Source organism: Paraliobacillus sp. PM-2, from assembly GCF_001368815.1.
GTDB lineage: Bacteria > Bacillota > Bacilli > Bacillales > Amphibacillaceae > Paraliobacillus.
The window spans coordinates 1,166,369-1,183,336 of sequence record NZ_CTEI01000001.1 but is presented as its reverse complement, the minus strand read 5'-3'; the positions used below and the strand labels follow the sequence as shown (position 1 = coordinate 1,183,336).

17 protein-coding genes are annotated in these 16,968 nt (G+C 34.5%); 16 read left to right on the top strand and 1 reads right to left on the bottom strand.

Features of this window, described 5'->3' with window-relative positions; all coding sequences use genetic code 11:
• Positions 1 to 9: 9 nt before the first annotated feature.
• The 8 genes from hemW (at position 10) to mtaB (ending at position 9,379) form a co-directional block, all read left to right on the top strand.
• A complete protein-coding gene (gene hemW / locus BN1058_RS05655; protein WP_090854104.1) occupies positions 10 to 1,167 on the top strand; it encodes a radical SAM family heme chaperone HemW in 1,158 nt (385 codons plus the stop codon).
• A 143-nt stretch (positions 1,168 to 1,310) separates the two neighbouring features.
• Positions 1,311 to 2,333, top strand: a complete 1,023-nt coding sequence (hrcA, locus tag BN1058_RS05650; protein ID WP_090854101.1) for a heat-inducible transcriptional repressor HrcA — start codon at positions 1,311 to 1,313, stop codon at positions 2,331 to 2,333.
• 178 nt (positions 2,334 to 2,511) lie between these two features.
• Positions 2,512 to 3,066, top strand: a complete 555-nt coding sequence (gene grpE, locus BN1058_RS05645) for a nucleotide exchange factor GrpE (protein WP_304362515.1) — start codon at positions 2,512 to 2,514, stop codon at positions 3,064 to 3,066.
• A gap of 30 nt (positions 3,067 to 3,096) precedes the next feature.
• Positions 3,097 to 4,929 (top strand): molecular chaperone DnaK, encoded by a 1,833-nt coding sequence (gene dnaK, locus BN1058_RS05640; protein WP_090854098.1) that lies wholly within the window; start codon positions 3,097 to 3,099, stop codon positions 4,927 to 4,929.
• A 196-nt stretch (positions 4,930 to 5,125) separates the two neighbouring features.
• The gene (gene dnaJ / locus BN1058_RS05635; protein WP_090854095.1) at positions 5,126 to 6,247 is read left to right on the top strand and encodes a molecular chaperone DnaJ; all 1,122 of its coding nucleotides are present in this window, start codon (positions 5,126 to 5,128) and stop codon (positions 6,245 to 6,247) included.
• Between the two features lie 63 nt (positions 6,248 to 6,310).
• A complete protein-coding gene (prmA, locus tag BN1058_RS05630) occupies positions 6,311 to 7,246 on the top strand; it encodes a 50S ribosomal protein L11 methyltransferase (RefSeq protein ID WP_090854092.1) in 936 nt (311 codons plus the stop codon).
• A 22-nt stretch (positions 7,247 to 7,268) separates the two neighbouring features.
• Positions 7,269 to 8,021, top strand: a complete 753-nt coding sequence (locus BN1058_RS05625; RefSeq protein WP_090856019.1) for a 16S rRNA (uracil(1498)-N(3))-methyltransferase — start codon at positions 7,269 to 7,271, stop codon at positions 8,019 to 8,021.
• Between the two features lie 5 nt (positions 8,022 to 8,026).
• Positions 8,027 to 9,379, top strand: coding sequence for a tRNA (N(6)-L-threonylcarbamoyladenosine(37)-C(2))-methylthiotransferase MtaB (gene mtaB / locus BN1058_RS05620; RefSeq protein WP_090854089.1), 1,353 nt, complete (start codon positions 8,027 to 8,029; stop codon positions 9,377 to 9,379).
• Between the two features lie 37 nt (positions 9,380 to 9,416).
• On the opposite strand, the gene BN1058_RS05615 is transcribed toward mtaB, so the two are convergent.
• On the bottom strand, positions 9,417 to 10,340 hold the full coding sequence (locus tag BN1058_RS05615) for a Na/Pi symporter (protein WP_090854086.1): 924 nt from the start codon (positions 10,338 to 10,340) through the stop codon (positions 9,417 to 9,419).
• A gap of 180 nt (positions 10,341 to 10,520) precedes the next feature.
• Between BN1058_RS05615 and rpsU the strand changes: the two genes are divergently transcribed.
• The 8 genes from rpsU (at position 10,521) to BN1058_RS05575 (ending at position 16,868) form a co-directional block, all read left to right on the top strand.
• Positions 10,521 to 10,694 (top strand): 30S ribosomal protein S21, encoded by a 174-nt coding sequence (gene rpsU / locus BN1058_RS05610; RefSeq protein ID WP_067837072.1) that lies wholly within the window; start codon positions 10,521 to 10,523, stop codon positions 10,692 to 10,694.
• 67 nt (positions 10,695 to 10,761) lie between these two features.
• Positions 10,762 to 11,208 (top strand): GatB/YqeY domain-containing protein, encoded by a 447-nt coding sequence (locus BN1058_RS05605; protein ID WP_090854083.1) that lies wholly within the window; start codon positions 10,762 to 10,764, stop codon positions 11,206 to 11,208.
• 222 nt (positions 11,209 to 11,430) lie between these two features.
• On the top strand, positions 11,431 to 12,714 hold the full coding sequence (locus BN1058_RS05600; protein ID WP_255307042.1) for an NfeD family protein: 1,284 nt from the start codon (positions 11,431 to 11,433) through the stop codon (positions 12,712 to 12,714).
• A gap of 13 nt (positions 12,715 to 12,727) precedes the next feature.
• Complete coding sequence (gene floA / locus BN1058_RS05595; protein WP_090854075.1) at positions 12,728 to 13,714, top strand: flotillin-like protein FloA; 987 nt, start codon at positions 12,728 to 12,730, stop codon at positions 13,712 to 13,714.
• A gap of 50 nt (positions 13,715 to 13,764) precedes the next feature.
• Positions 13,765 to 14,223: a hypothetical protein gene (locus BN1058_RS05590; protein ID WP_090854072.1), complete on the top strand. Its 459-nt coding sequence runs from the start codon at positions 13,765 to 13,767 to the stop codon at positions 14,221 to 14,223.
• Between the two features lie 136 nt (positions 14,224 to 14,359).
• The gene (yqfC, locus tag BN1058_RS05585; protein WP_090854069.1) at positions 14,360 to 14,653 is read left to right on the top strand and encodes a sporulation protein YqfC; all 294 of its coding nucleotides are present in this window, start codon (positions 14,360 to 14,362) and stop codon (positions 14,651 to 14,653) included.
• A 22-nt stretch (positions 14,654 to 14,675) separates the two neighbouring features.
• Positions 14,676 to 15,902 (top strand): sporulation protein YqfD, encoded by a 1,227-nt coding sequence (gene yqfD / locus BN1058_RS05580; RefSeq protein WP_090854066.1) that lies wholly within the window; start codon positions 14,676 to 14,678, stop codon positions 15,900 to 15,902.
• A gap of 3 nt (positions 15,903 to 15,905) precedes the next feature.
• Positions 15,906 to 16,868: a PhoH family protein gene (locus tag BN1058_RS05575; protein ID WP_090854063.1), complete on the top strand. Its 963-nt coding sequence runs from the start codon at positions 15,906 to 15,908 to the stop codon at positions 16,866 to 16,868.
• The last annotated feature ends 100 nt before the right edge of the window (positions 16,869 to 16,968 follow it).

The window sequence follows — 16,968 nt, the reverse complement described above, 5'->3', positions numbered from 1 at the left end:
GTGAAACGTATGACATCATCTGTATATATTCACATTCCATTTTGTGAAAAAATATGCCATTATTGTGATTTCACAAAATTCTTTTATGAAGAAAAGATGGCTGATGAATATTTAATCGCATTAGAAAAAGAAATTTCAACTTATATAGCTGAGCCAAAACAAAAAATGCATACCATTTTTGTTGGTGGCGGAACTCCAACAGCATTAAATATAAGACAATTAGACAAGTTACTTTATATGATTGATTACTATTTTGATGTAAATGAAGTAATAGAATATACATTTGAAGCGAATCCAGGTGATTTGAATGAACAAAAAATAAATCTTTTGTCTAGTTATGGTGTTAATCGAATATCAATGGGAGCGCAAGTTTTTGACGATGAGTTGCTTGAAAAATTAGGTAGATTACATCGAACAAAGGATGTATATCAAAATATAAATGATTTAAAAAAATATAATATTACAAACATAAGTATTGATTTAATGTATGGATTACCTAATCAAACGATTGACAGTTTTAATCATTCTTTACAAGAAGCTTTAGCATTCGATTTACCACATTACTCGTCTTATTCATTACAAATTGAGCCTAAAACAGTGTTTTATCAACGATATAATAAAGGAAAGTTGCATAAACCACCAGAAGAAATTGAGGCTACGATGTATGAATTATTAATTGAAGAAATGGAGAAAAAGGGTAAAAAACAATATGAAATCAGTAATTTTGCTGAAACAGGATTTGAAAGCAAGCATAATTTAACCTATTGGGACAACAATTACTATTATGGTTTTGGAGCCGGAGCACATGGGTATTTACCTGGAAAAAGAATTATTAATTTACGTCCATTCCCTGCCTATGTAAAAGAGGCTAACAATACAGGAAGACCAGTACTTCATACAGAATTGATTGGATTGAAAGAACAAATAGAAGAAGAATTGTTTCTAGGTTTGCGCAAGCGAACTGGTGTTGTATTTAATGCATTTAAAGAAAAATATCATATAGCATTAACAGATATTTATAGCGACGAATTGAAACAATTAAAAAACAAAAAATGGATTATCCAAGATAAAGATGGTATACGTTTAACAAAAAGCGGACAACTGTTTGGTAATGAGGTGTTTCAATCATTCTTGTTAGAAAATGATTTACCGCTAATAAATCAATGACGTCTGAGTGTAAGTGATAAATTATCTGCAAAGAAGTTGAATGAAGAAATTGAAGCATTCGCATTGACATTTTTAATTGCTTTTGATAATTTAATAATAGATTTAGCACTCGGATGACAAGAGTGCTAACAGAGGTGATCATCATGCTGTCTAAAAGACAATTATTGATTTTACAAGTAATTATTGATGAATTCATCCAAACTGCACAACCAATAGGTTCACGTGCAATATCAAAAAAGGATGAAATAACATTTAGCCCTGCTACCATAAGAAACGAAATGGCTGACCTTGAAGATATGGGATTTATTGAAAAAACACATTCTTCTTCAGGAAGAGTTCCATCTGAAAAGGGATATCGATTTTATGTTGATCATCTGTTATCGCCTTTTCACCTTTCGCAAACAGAAATGCGTGTTATTTCAACTACGTTTGAAGAAGAAATGCTTGAATTTGAGCAAGTTGTTCAGAAGTCAGCTAAGGTGCTATCTGAGTTAACGAATTATACGTCCATTATTTTAGGTCCAAAGGTCTATGAAACAACATTAAAGCAGTTGGAGATTATACAATTGTCATCACATATGGCTATTGCTATTCTTGTGACAAATACTGGTCATGTTGAGCATCGCTCCTTTTCTATTCCAACTGAGATAGAGCCAAGTGACCTAGAGAAGTTAGTTAATATGCTTAATGAACGATTGAAAAATGTACCAATTATTCATTTGCATGATCGATTGCAGAAAGAGCTTACTGTATTAATGCAAAAATATATGAATGACTTTGATGTTGCTTATCAATATCTAAAGGCTGCGCTATTTGATGAACAACCAGTTCAATTATATGTTGGAGGTATTACAAATATATTACTTCAACCTGAATTCAAAGACGTAAATAAAATACATTCGCTTTACTCAGTGATGGAGCAAGAGGATGCAATTGCTAATATGTTGAGGTCTTATAAAAATGGAATACACGTTTCAATTGGTCAAGAAAATGAGATGGATGAAATGCAAGATTGTAGTTTGATTACTGCAAATTATTCACTTGGTGATCAGCAATTAGGGACAATTGCTTTATTAGGACCAACACGTATGGAATATGCTCGTGTAATTTCTTTGTTACATGTATTATCTAATCGAATGTCACATACTTTTCATTCGTGGTTTTAAATAGTAGAGTTGTGGAACACTTAATAGGAGTATTTTGTAATAATGGAGGGTTATATCACCTCCTTTCCTCATGAATAAAAATAACGTTCTATTAAATAAACGAAATACTTTATTTACATTTTTATTCATGATATATTCAAGAATGTTTGATTGTTATGAATTAGAGGAGGTGACGGTCTTGGAAAAGAATAAAGAAAAAGCGGAACAGCAAGATACTGTCGAAGAAGTAACAGATGTAGATCAAGAAATCATTGATGAATCACCTGAAGAACATGAAGCTAGTAACAGTGAAGTGGAGAAGCTTCAAAAAGAAAAAGATGAACTGTATGAAAAATTGCTAAGAGTTCAGGCAGAATACGATAACTTCCGAAAAAGAACGCAAAAAGAAAAAGAAGCTGATCGAAAATATAGATCGCAGTCATTAATTACCGAACTTTTACCGGTAGTAGATAATTTTGAGCGTGCACTTAAAACGGAAGTTAAAGACAATAGCACACAGCAATTTGTAGAAGGTATGGAAATGATTTATCGTCAATTAAATGATGTGTTAAATAAAGAAGGTGTTGAGGTTATTGAAACAGTTGGTACTGATTTTGATCCTCATTTACATCAAGCAGTCATGCAAGTGGAAGACGATCAATATGATTCCAACACAGTAGTAGAAGAACTACAAAAGGGTTATAAACTAAAAGATCGGGTTATTCGCCCGGCAATGGTTAAAGTAAATCAGTAATTACATATTGTAAGAAGGAGGAAGTTAGTCATGGGAAAAATTATTGGTATTGATTTAGGTACAACAAACTCTTGTGTAGCAGTAATGGAAGGTGGAGAATCAAAGGTTATTCCAAATCCTGAAGGAAACCGTACAACACCATCTGTTGTTGCCTTTAAAAATGGTGAAAGACAAGTAGGGGAAGTTGCAAAGCGTCAAGCAATTACAAACCCTAATACAATTCAATCCGTTAAAAGACATATGGGTACAGATTATAAAGTAGAAATTGAAGGAAAAGAATATACACCCCAAGAAATTTCTGCTATTATCCTACAACACATTAAATCTTATGCAGAAGATTATTTAGGTGATACAGTAGATAAAGCTGTTATTACCGTTCCTGCTTACTTTAATGATGCAGAACGTCAAGCAACAAAAGATGCAGGTAAAATTGCAGGACTAGAGGTTGAGCGTATTATTAACGAACCAACGGCTGCAGCGTTAGCGTATGGTATCGATAAAGGCGATCAAGATCAAACTGTCTTAGTATATGATCTAGGTGGAGGTACTTTTGACGTTTCTATTCTTGATATTGGTGAAGGTACATTTGAAGTAGTTGCAACTGCAGGTGATAATCGTCTTGGCGGTGATGATTTTGATGAAGTAATTATCGATCATATGGTTGCAGAATTCAAAAAAGAAAATGGTATTGATTTATCTAAAGATAAAATGGCTTTACAACGTTTGAAAGATGCAGCTGAAAAAGCTAAAAAAGATCTTTCAGGTGTAGCGCAAACACAAATTTCATTACCATTTATAACTGCTGGAGAAGCTGGTCCATTACACTTAGAAATGAACTTAACTCGTGCAAAATTCGATGAGCTTTCTTCTGATTTGGTTGAACGTACGATGGGACCAACACGTCAGGCGTTGAAAGATGCTGGAATGAATGCAAATGAAATCAATAAAGTATTACTAGTAGGTGGTTCAACGCGTATACCAGCAGTTCAAGAAGCGATCAAAAAAGAAATTGGTCAAGAGCCATCTAAAGGTGTCAACCCAGATGAAGTAGTTGCACTTGGTGCAGCCATTCAAGGTGGGGTATTACAAGGTGATGTAAAAGATGTCGTTCTTCTTGATGTTACACCACTATCATTAGGTATTGAAACAATGGGTGGCGTGACAACAAAATTAATTGAACGTAATACAACAATACCAACTAGTCATTCACAAGTATTCTCAACAGCAGCAGATAATCAGACAGCAGTTGATATTCATGTGCTTCAAGGTGAACGTGAAATGGCACAAGATAACAAAACGCTTGGTCGTTTCCAATTAACAGATATTCCACCAGCACCACGTGGTGTACCACAAATTGAAGTATCTTTTGATATTGATGCTAATGGTATAGTGAATGTTCGTGCAAAAGACTTAGGTACAAATAAAGAGCAATCCATTACAATTAAGTCTTCTTCCGGTCTTTCCGACGATGAAGTAGAACAGATGGTAAAAGATGCTGAAGAAAATGCGGAAGCAGATAAGAAACGTCGTGAAGAAGTAGAACTTCGTAACGAAGCAGATCAACTTGTTTTCCAAACAGATAAAACAATCAAAGATTTAGGTGAACAAGTATCCGATGATGAGAAACAAAAAGCTGAAACTGCAAAAGATGAATTAAAACAAGCGCTTGAAGGCGATGATCTTGATGCGATTAAAGAGAAAAAAGATGCATTACAAGAGCAAGTTCAAGCACTATCCGTTAAATTGTATGAACAAGCACAACAACAAGCACAAGCTGCACAAGGTGAAAATGGTGAAGCTGCTGATGATGTTGTAGATGCTGATTATGAAGAAGTTAATGACGATGAAGAAGGTAAAAAGTAAGATAGAAAAGTAGTACACAAACTTGTAGAAAAAGTCAAAGTCAGGTTTCACTTGGCTTTGACTTTTCCTCTGTTCTATTCCCTTCATAAACTATCAACTTCTATAAAGAATTTCATTTATAAGTAATTTGCTCAAAATAGAGTTTCAATGTTATGATAAAATCTATGCAAAGAAGAGTCGGGAGAGTGATCGTGCAGTGAGTAAAAGAGACTATTATGATGTACTTGGTGTCTCTAAAGATGCATCAAAAGACGAATTAAAGAAGGCTTACCGAAAACTCGCAAGAAAATATCATCCAGATGTAAATAAAGAGGATGATGCAGCAGATAAATTTAAAGAGGCAAAGGAAGCTTATGAAGTATTAAGTGATGATCAGAAACGTACACAATATGATCAATTCGGTCATGCTGGACCGCAGAGTCAAGGGTTTGGTGGCTTTGGTGGTGCAGAAGACTTTGGTGGATTCGGTGATATTTTTGATATGTTTTTTGGAGGCGGACGTCGTCGAGATCCCAATGCGCCTAGGCAAGGAGCGGATTTACAATATACAATGGTGTTAGATTTTGAAGAGGCTATTTTTGGGAAAGAAACAGATATTGAAATTCCTAAAGACGAAACGTGTGAGACGTGTCATGGTTCTGGTGCAAAACCGGGTACAAAGCCAAAAACCTGCAGTCAATGTAACGGTAGTGGCCAACTAAATGTCGAACAAAATACACCATTTGGTCGTGTTGTAAATAAGCGTGTATGTAATCAATGTCAAGGAACCGGTAAAATTATACCAGATAAATGTACAACGTGTGGTGGAGCAGGAAAAGTAAAGAAACGTAAGAAAATTCATATTAATATTCCTGCTGGAATTGATGATGGGCAACAGATTAGAGTCGCTGGCCAAGGCGAGCCAGGTGTAAATGGTGGACCAGCCGGTGATCTATATGTAGTGGTTCAGATTAAAATACATGAGTTTTATAAACGTGATGGTGATCATATCTTTTGTGAAATGCCAATTGCGTTTGCTCAAGCCGCACTTGGTGATGAAATTGAAATTCCTACTGTGCATGGTAAAGTAAAATTAAAAATACCTGCTGGAACACAAACAGGTAAAACCTTTCGTTTGAAAGGGAAAGGTGCTCCAAATGTTCGTGGTTATGGTCATGGTGATCAACATGTTAAAATTCGTGTAATAACTCCGACAAATTTAACCGATCGACAGAAAGAATTATTACGTGAACTAAATGAAATAAGTGGAAACAAAGCTACAGATGAACATGAAGATTCTTTCTTTCAACGTGTGAAACGGGCCTTTAAAGGCGAATAATCTTAATTTATTAGGTAAATATCACGATAAATGAAATAAATGATCAGAAATGAGTTGATTCACTTGAAATGGTCTGAATTATGTATTCACACCACCAATGAAGCAATCGAACCGATTTCAAATATTTTACACGAGGCAGGAGCTAGTGGTGTTGTTATTGAGGACTCAGAGGAATTAGATAAAGATCGCTCCACAGATTTAGGTGAAATGTATGAATTAAATCCAATTGACTTCCCAGAAGAAGGTGTTCTATTAAAAGCTTATTTACCTATGAACAGCTTTTTAGGAGAAACAGTTGATCAGATCAAGCAAGCAATTAATAATTTATTACTGTATGATATTGATCTTGGAACCAATCAAATAACCTTAAGTGAAGTGAATGAAGAAGAATGGGCCACAGCTTGGAAAAAATACTATAAGCCGGTCAAGATCTCTGAAAAAATTACAATTACACCTACCTGGGAAGACTATCAAGCTGTTTCTAGCGATGAGTTAATTATTGAATTAGATCCAGGAATGGCTTTTGGTACAGGAACACATCCAACTACTGTGTTAAGTATTCAAGCATTAGAAAGCTATATAGAGCCAAACAACTTTGTTATTGATGTTGGTACTGGATCAGGTGTGCTAAGTATCGCATCTGCTTTACTTGGAGCAAACCAAGTATGGGCTTTTGATCTTGATGATGTAGCAGTAAAGTCTGCTCGTATTAATACAAAGATTAATAAAGTTCATCATCAAATTCAGGTGAAACAAAATAATTTGTTAGATAATATTGAAGAGAAACCTGACGTAATAGTAGCCAATATACTAGCAGAAATTATTATGCGCTTTGAAGCGGATGCTTTTCGCTTGTTGAAGCCTGGTGGTTTTTTTATTACATCAGGCATCATACATGCAAAAAAGGAACAAGTAAAACAAGCATTGATAGATGTTGGTTTTCAAATAATAGAGGTCAACCAAATGGAAGATTGGATTTGCATTATTGCTAAAAAGTAGAAATAGAAAGCAGGTAAATACCGTGCAACATTATTTTGTTCCTATGGATCAATGGACAGCAAGTGAAGTTTTTATTACAGGAGATGATTATCACCATATAAATCGTGTTATGCGTATGCATAATGGTGATCAAATCATCTGTAATCGACCGGATGGACAAGCTGCGATTTGTTTGATAGAAAATATAACGGAAAATGAAGTTGTTGCAAACATTGTGAGTTGGATAGAATCGAATGTTGAAATGCCTATAAAGGTTGCGATTGCACAAGCATTTCCAAAAGGAGATAAACTAGATCTGATTTTACAAAAAGGTACTGAATTAGGAGCGGTTGATTTTTTCCTTTTTCAAGGTGCTCGTTCTATTGTGAAATGGGATGCCAAAAAAACAGAAAAAAAACTCCTTCGATACCGTAAAATCGTAAAAGAAGCCGCCGAGCAATCACATCGTACCTGTTTACCAAACGTTACTACTATCTCCAACCTTTCTGATTTAGTTAAACATGCATCTATGTTTGATCATAAGCTTGTTGCATACGAAGAAACAACTCGATTGGAGAAAAGCAACAAATTACATGAAATCTATCAGAAAATACATGAGGGTGAGTCTGTATTTATCTGTATAGGCCCTGAGGGTGGATTTTCAGAGACGGAAATAGCTACGATGAAACAAAATGGTTTTACTTGTGTTCGTTTAGGTCCAAGAATACTTAGAACAGAAACAGCTGGTTTGTATGCGTTAGCTAGTCTTTCGTATCATTTTGAAGAAATGGAGTGATCTAAATGTCTACAGTGGCATTTCACACCTTAGGTTGTAAGGTGAATCATTATGAAACAGAAGGAATATGGCAAATATTTAAACAACACGGCTATGAACGAGTAGAGTTTGATCGAGAAGCAGATGTTTATATTATTAATACTTGTACAGTAACAAATACAGGCGATAAAAAAAGTCGACAAATCATTCGTAGAGCGATCCGTAAAAACCCAGAAGCAGTAATCTGTGTAACTGGTTGCTATGCACAAACTTCACCTGGGGAAATTATGGAGATTCCAGGTGTGGATATTGTTGTTGGAACACAAGACCGTGATAAAATGATTAAATATATAAAAGAACACCAAGAAACAAGATTACCTATTAATGGTGTGTCGAATATTATGAAAAATCGTGTGTTTGAAGAAATGGATGTACCTGTATTTTCAGATAGAACCCGCGCTTCATTAAAAATTCAAGAAGGCTGCAACAATTTCTGTACATTTTGTATCATTCCTTGGTCTAGGGGTCTGTTGCGTTCAAGAAAGCCTGAAAATGTGTTAAAGCAAGCACAACAATTAGTTGATGCAGGGTATAAAGAAATTGTCTTAACCGGTATTCATACTGCAGGGTATGGAGAGGATATGAAAGATTATCATTTTGCAGATTTATTACGTGACCTTGAGCATAAAGTAGATGGATTAAAACGTATCCGTATTTCTTCGATAGAAGCAAGTCAAATTACAGATGAGGTCATTCAAGTATTAGATGAGTCAGAAAAAATAGTTCGACACCTTCATATCCCGCTTCAATCAGGATCAGATTCCGTGTTAGAAAGAATGCGTCGAAAATATTCATCAAGTTACTATAAAGAAAAAGTGGATCGTATTAAACAAGCATTACCTGGACTTGCAATTACTTCTGATGTGATCGTAGGGTTCCCTGGTGAATCAGATGCAGAATTTCAAGAAACATATAATTTTATCAGGGAAATTGGTTATTCTGAGCTTCATGTATTTCCATTTTCTAAACGCACGGGAACACCAGCTGCACGAATGGATAATCAGGTGAATGATGATGTGAAGAATGAACGTGTTCATCAACTCATTGAACTTTCTAATCAACAGGCAAAAGAATATGCATCCCTTTATGAGGGAGAAGTATTAGAAGTTATACCTGAAGAACAGGATCATTCAGATCAAGCCATGTTAATTGGGTATTCAGATAATTATTTAAAAGTGAAATTTGAAGGATCATCAGATATGATTGGTAAAATTGTTCGTGTTAAAATAACACAATCTGGATATCCTCTAAACAATGGAGAATTTGTTCGTGTGATGGATGAACCAGCTAGAAATCAAAAAATTACTGTTCAATCATAAAAAATAGTAACGGGATGCTAACGATGCATCTCCGTTACTATTTTTGTTTTTTTCTGTTACGTATCTGTCTCTCTAAGTAAGGGATAAATGGGATAACGATTAATACAGAAAAGATATTAAAAATTACTGCAGTGTGAGCTAGCTGATTAACACTTTCTGTAGCTAATTGTTCACCGATATACGTAAGTAATGACAAAAATGGAACAACAATTAATACAGTGAAAATATTAAAAATGGTATGCGTAATGGCAACAAGTTTCGCTTGCCTTGATGTGCGAATAGAGGCAATCAAAGTGGTTACACAGGTGCCAATATTCGATCCTAACATGATCGCGATAGAAGTGGTTAAGGAAATAATGTCTTCATGCAATAAACTAGCTGTTAAAGCAAATGTTGCACTTGAAGATTGAATAATTGCACTTATTATAACACCAATTAATAAACCGACTTCAGGATAGGTTTGCGCTGATAAGAATGCATATTTTAATGAAAAATTATCATTAATCAATGGCATCAAGGATTGAAAACCATCCATAGCAATAAAAATATTTCCTAATCCTAACAGGATACACCCAATATAAAAAATCTTTTTTTGATTAATGAAAACAAATATAATACCAAGCAATAAACTAATATGATAAGGAAAAATATCTCCTATTGTAAGCAGCTCTCCCGTAATTGTTGTACCAATATTTGCTCCAAGAATGATTCCTATTGTTTGTTTAAATGTTAAGATGTTAACTGTTACTAAACTAATTGTTATAATCAAAACAACAGAACTACTTTGTAGAATAGCGGTAGCTACTGTACCGATAATTATACTGCCAAATAAATGATTCGTACTGGAAGAAATCCAATTTGTTAACTTTGATTCTGCATAAAACTTCATACCAGTTTGCAACAAGCGCATTCCTATAAAGAAAAGCATAATAAATACAAATAATAAAGATATTAGTTTCATTCGTTCTTCACCTCATTAAACTATATGGACATGCACTATGAAACATGTTAAGAATAATATAAATCGCTTAAACAAAAAGTTGACCTACAAAATTCCTTATATTATAATATCAAAGAGGCATATGTACAGTTTACATATGTCGCAACAAATTGTTGATGCTTCGGAGGGAGGGAAATTAGCATGTCAAACACAACTCGCGTTCGTAAAAACGAGTCTCTTGAGGATGCTCTTCGTCGCTTTAAGCGCAGTGTATCAAAATCTGGTACATTGTCAGAATACCGTAAGCGTGAATTTTATGAGAAACCTAGTGTTCGTCGTAAGAAAAAGTCTGAGGCGGCTAGAAAACGTAAGTAATTTTGATTGCATGAATGGAAATGAAAGATCTTGATTTTTGTTTCCAAAAAGAGGGTGTAGAAGTAAAATGTCATTATTAGAACGTCTAAACCAAGATATGAAACAAGCGATGAGAAGTAAAGATAAAGAAAAGCTAAGCGTTATTCGCATGGTAAAAGCATCTTTACAAAATGAAGCGATCAAGCTTGGAAAAGACGAATTAACTGAAGAAGAAGAACTTACTGTTTTATCTAGAGAGTTAAAACAGAGAAAAGATTCCCTCCATGAATTTAAAGAAGCTGGACGCGATGATCTTGTAGAAAAATTAGAAGCTGAATTAAATGTTTTACAAGTATATATGCCTGAACAGCTTTCAAATGAAGAGCTAGAAAAAATTATCCTAGAAACCATTAGTGAAGTAAATGCTACTTCAAAAAAAGAGATGGGTAAAGTAATGGGTGCTTTAATGCCTAAAGTAAAAGGAAAGGCAGACGGAACACAAGTTAATCAACTTGTTCAAAAGCACTTGTCTTAATCTATAAAAATGGTTTATAAACAAATAGTCCCCTATCGCATCTATGTGATAGGGGATTATTTTTAACAAACGTATTATGCTATAATATAAAATATATAAAGAAATGAAACTTTATACTGTTCGTTTGCGTATATAGTATACACAATAGTATAAATGGAAAGGAGGGGGAAAGTGAGTAAAGTGAAACGTTTTGCATGGGTCTTATTGTTAATTTTTATTCCTATGATAGGGTTTCAGTCGTCAGCTATCCATGCACAAGAAAATGGTGAAGGAAAACTTGTATATATTATACCAATCGAAAAAGAAGTAGAACGTGGATTGGAAGCGTTTCTAAAACGTACAACTTCTGAAGCAAAAGAATCATCTGCTGATCATATCATATTTGAATTAAATACTCCAGGTGGTCGTGTGGATGCAGCGAATAATATTGCAGAGCTTTTGCAAGATTTAAATATTCCAACAACCTCTTTTATTACTAGCCGTGCATTGTCTGCAGGATCATATATTTCATTAAACACAGATCAGATATACATGAAACCGCAAGCTACAATGGGTGCTAGTGGAATCATTAATTCAGATGGGACAGCGGCAGATAAAAAAGCCCAATCTGCTTGGCTTAGTGCTATGCGTAGTGCAGCAGAATCAAAAGGAAGAAATCCTTTATATGCAGCAGCTATGGCAGATGCTGATATAGACTTGCCAGAATACAATGCACCAAAAGGAGAATACTTAACACTTGGTCCGTCGCAAGCAGTAGAGGTTAAGTATGCAGAAGCGATAGTTAATCATCGAACAGAACTATTGAGTGAACTGGGACTTAGTAATGCAGAGATCATTGAAACTGAAGTGACCTTTGCAGAAGAGTTAGCACGATTCTTTACAAGCTCAACGGTTGTACCCATCTTACTGTCATTAGCGAGTATTGGTTTAATTGTAGAACTATATTCACCTGGTTTTGGCATACCAGGATCTATCGGTCTAGTTTCTCTTCTTTTGTTTTTTTATGGACATATTGTTGCTGGATTTGCTGGATATGAAGCAATTATTCTATTACTAATAGGTATCGTTTTAATGGTTGTAGAGCTCTTTGTACCAGGAGGGATTATTGGTGTTTTAGGTATTGTGGCTGTTATTGGATCATTATATATGTCAGCTGAAGATGTGGGTGTTATGAGCATGAGTATTGCAATCGCGTTTGTGGTGGCTATTATTACATCCATAATATTGTATAAATTAATTGGTTTAGAAAGAGGCTTTTTCAGACATGTTATCCTTAGTGATGCTACAACAACGGAGAAGGGTTATGTTTCTTCTGTTAATCGATTAGAATTGATTGGTTTAGAAGGAAAGTCACTTACCCCTCTTCGCCCATCTGGAACTGCTATATTTGAAGGTGAAAGACTTGACGTTGTTACAGAGGGGGGATACATAGCTAGCCAACAACCGGTAAAGATAATTAAAACAGAAGGTTCAAGAATTGTAGTAAGGGAATTTACAAATACTTAGGAGGAATTCGAATATGGAACCACAACAAATTATGTCTTTGGTTATTATTGGTATAATTGTTATAGCGATTGCTGTATTATTTACCTTTATTCCAGTAATGCTATGGATTAGTGCATTAGCTGCAGGTGTTAAAGTTAGTATTTTCACTTTAGTAGGTATGCGATTACGACGTGTTGTACCTGCTCGTGTCATTAATCCGTTGATTAAATCGCATAAAGCAGGACTAGATGTGAACACAAATCAGTTAGAAAGTCACTATTTAGCAGGTGGTAATGTTGACCGCGTGGTTAACGCACTAATTGCTGCTCAACGTGCGAATATTGAGCTTAGTTTTGAAAGAGCTGCTGCTATTGATTTAGCAGGACGTGACGTATTAGAAGCAGTTCAAATGAGTGTTAATCCGAAAGTGATCGAAACACCATTTATTGCAGGTATTGCAATGGATGGAATTGAAGTAAAAGCAAAAGCACGAATTACTGTTCGAGCGAATATTGATCGTTTAGTTGGTGGTGCTGGTGAGGATACAGTTATTGCCCGTGTTGGTGAAGGAGTAGTAAGTACCATTGGTAGCTCAGAAGCACATACTGCTGTGCTAGAAAATCCAGACTCTATCTCACACAATGTTTTAAATAGAGGCTTAGATGCAGGTACAGCATTTGAAATTCTATCAATAGATATTGCTGATGTTGATATTGGTAAGAACATTGGTGCCATGCTTCAAACCGATCAAGCAGAAGCAGACAAAAACATTGCACAAGCAAAAGCGGAAGAACGCCGCGCTATGGCTGTTGCCGAAGAACAAGAAATGGTGGCTCGTGTGCAAGAAATGCGAGCTAAAGTTGTCGAAGCAGAAGCTGATGTTCCATTAGCATTAGCAGAAGCATTGCGTTCAGGTAACATGGGTGTGATGGATTACATGAACTATAAGAATATTGATGCAGATACCGATATGCGTGATTCAATAGGTAAATTATCTAATGACGATTCTGATGACGAATAAGTATAAATTTAACTTGATAAGTAGTTATTTTCTAAAAGGAGTGATGGCAAATGGATGATATTTTAGCCATCCTAACAATGTTATTTGCAGTTGGTGGTGGTTTGTTTGGTTTGTTTGGTCAGAAGGAAGATGCTAGTGATAAGAAAACGTCTATTCCTAGGACTAATCAACAAAGAACACAAGCACCTCAGCAAAAAGGGATGAATAAGGAAGTTAATCCGAATAATGCAAATACCTATTTTGAAGAAAAGCAAGCCCAACTTGACAAATTAAAAGTAAATCTAGAAATAAATGATGATCAAAATGTTCATCAAACTGATTTATCAATTGAAGAAAAAAAAGCTTCTCATAAAGATAAAAATAAGCAACCCCAAGTCAATAAAAGAAAAACATCATTTTCAATTGGTAAAAATATTTCTAAAGAAGGCTTAGCAGAAAGTGTTATTATGGCAGAAGTGTTAGGTGCACCTCGTGCTAAAAAACCATATAAAAGAACCATTTATAAATAATATAGCAAAACCCTTACCTCTTCGTGTGGTAAGGGTTTTGCTATATAAAAATGATTGAATATATACTTTGCATTTTTCTTGGTTCTGTTTTTTTTTAGAAGTACATATTATATTAACAATGGAGGAGGGTATCTGGATGAATAAATGGCAGCAAAGACTCGGTAACTGGTTAACGAATCATCTTAAATTACCTTCTGATATAGTATTAGAGCTACCAAGAATTACAACAATTGGTCAATTTCATGCTTATATTGAAAATCACCGTGGTTTAATCACTTTTAAAGACGAAGAAATACAGCTAAAGATGACAAAAGGCATATTGCAAATTACAGGAAACAATTTTGTGATAAAAACACTTTTACCAGAGGAAATACTTATTGAAGGAACCATTTCAGCAATTCGTTTTATTAATGAAACGAATGAACAGTAGTCCAGTTATTGGAGGATAGAACATGAACAATATTCAAGCAACTTGGTTACAAGGTTATGTACAATTAAAAATAATAGGATATTATCCGGAGCTATTCTTTGACTTATGTGTGAGAAATCAGATTAATGTATGGAATGTAAAGAAATTAGATCAAACAACGTGTACAGGAAATATCTTTATCAAAGATATAAAAAAAATGAAAAAGTTAAGAAAACAAACGCGTTATAAGGTTTATTTTACTAAAAGAAAAGGTCTACCCTTTCTTTTTAAACAAACTACAAAGAATAAGCCATTTATATTAGGCTTGTTAGCTAGTCTTTTTTTAGTTCTACTATTATCTAATATGGTTTGGAGAATTGATGTACAAGGTGTAAGACCAGAGCTAGAAAAGCAAATACGAACGACACTTAACGACAATGGTATATATACAGGAAAGTTGAAATTTTCAATAAAATCAGTAGGTGAAATGCAACAGCTTTTATTAGATGAAATACCTGAATTACTTTGGATTGGTGTAAAAGAAAAAGGGACAACTTATGCATTAGAAGGAGTGGAGAAGACGCAAGTATCTGAAAAAGAAAAAGCCTCGCCACATCATATTGTTGCAGCTAAAAATGGAGTAATCACAGATATGTATGTTTCAAAAGGCCGTCCAATGGTTTCTGTTAATGACTTTGTAAAAAAAGGTGATATTTTAGTTGCTGGTTATCTAAATGAGGAGAAAAATGAAGATGGAGATGAAGGTGAAAAAAAGGATCAAGATACTAATGATCAAGTAGCTGCTCAAGCTGAAATTTATGCAGATACATGGTATGAATCTGATGTGACAATTCCTATTGAGGCAGATTATCAAGTGCTTACAGGTGAAATGAAAAATAATTATTATTTAAATATCGGAAATTTGTCATTACCTATATGGGGGTTTTTTCAAAAAACATTTGATAATCAGCAAGTAGAAATAGAAAGAAGACCAATTCATTTTTTTCAATGGACGTTGCCAATATATATCATTAAAAAAGAATCATATGAACAACGTCATGTGAAAGAGGAACGAACAGAATTAGAGGCAAAGAATATAGGTATTAAACAAGCAAAAAATAAATTACAGCAGCAATTAGGAAACGATGCAAAAATAAAAAAAGAAAAAATTTTGCACGAAACTGCTGAGAATGGTAAAGTAAAATTACGCTTATACTTTACCGTGAAGGAAAATATAGCGAAAATACAAGACCTTTCTCAAGGAGATTAGTTTATGTCAGAAGCCTTACATCTTATTGATTTAGAAATTAATGATCCAACTGAAGCCCTTGCATTATTTGGTGCTGAGGATAAGTATCTAAAACAAATTGAACAACAATTACAAGTATCTATTATTACTAGAGGGGAACAAATTAGAGTTTCGGGTAATGAACAGGAAGTTACTTTAATTCAAGAAATTCTACGCGCGCTGTTAAAAGTGATTAGAAAAGGGCTGACAATCACTGAAAGAGATGTAGTTTATGCTGTTGAACTTGCCAAAAAAGGTAAAATACATCAGTTTGAAACACTATTTGAAGATGAAATTATTAAAAATGCAAAAGGAAAATCTATTCGTGTTAAAACGTTAGGTCAACGTAATTATGTTAATGCAATTAAAGCAAATGATCTAGTGTTTGGTATTGGTCCTGCTGGTACTGGTAAAACGTATCTTGCTGTAGTGATGGCCATTCAAGCACTCAAAAGTGGTAATGTTAAACGAATTATTTTGACTAGACCTGCCGTAGAAGCTGGAGAAAGCTTAGGATTTTTACCTGGTGATTTAAAAGAAAAAGTAGATCCATATCTCCGACCGCTTTATGATGCACTACACGATTTGTTAGGTTCAGAATATACTTTAAGGTTAATTGAACGTGGTACAATTGAAATTGCACCTTTAGCATATATGAGAGGCCGGACACTAGATGATGCTTTTGTAATATTGGATGAAGCGCAAAATACAACGCATGCACAAATGAAAATGTTTCTTACGCGCCTTGGTTTTGGATCTAAAATGGTTATTACCGGAGATATTACCCAAGTTGACTTACCAAAAGGTGTGCAATCAGGTTTGAAGACAGTAGAGTCTAAACTCAGTGAAGTGTCTGGCATTTCATTTATATATCTTCAACAGACTGATGTTGTACGTCATCCGCTTGTCCAAAAAATAATCGATGCATTTGAAAAACATGATAAATAGGTCTAAATTATAGTACGAAATTTTTTATAAAAGTGGGACAAGGTGTCTGTCCCAATGTCCTAAGTCCCTTTATAATTATAAAGGGGCTTTTTTGCTAGGA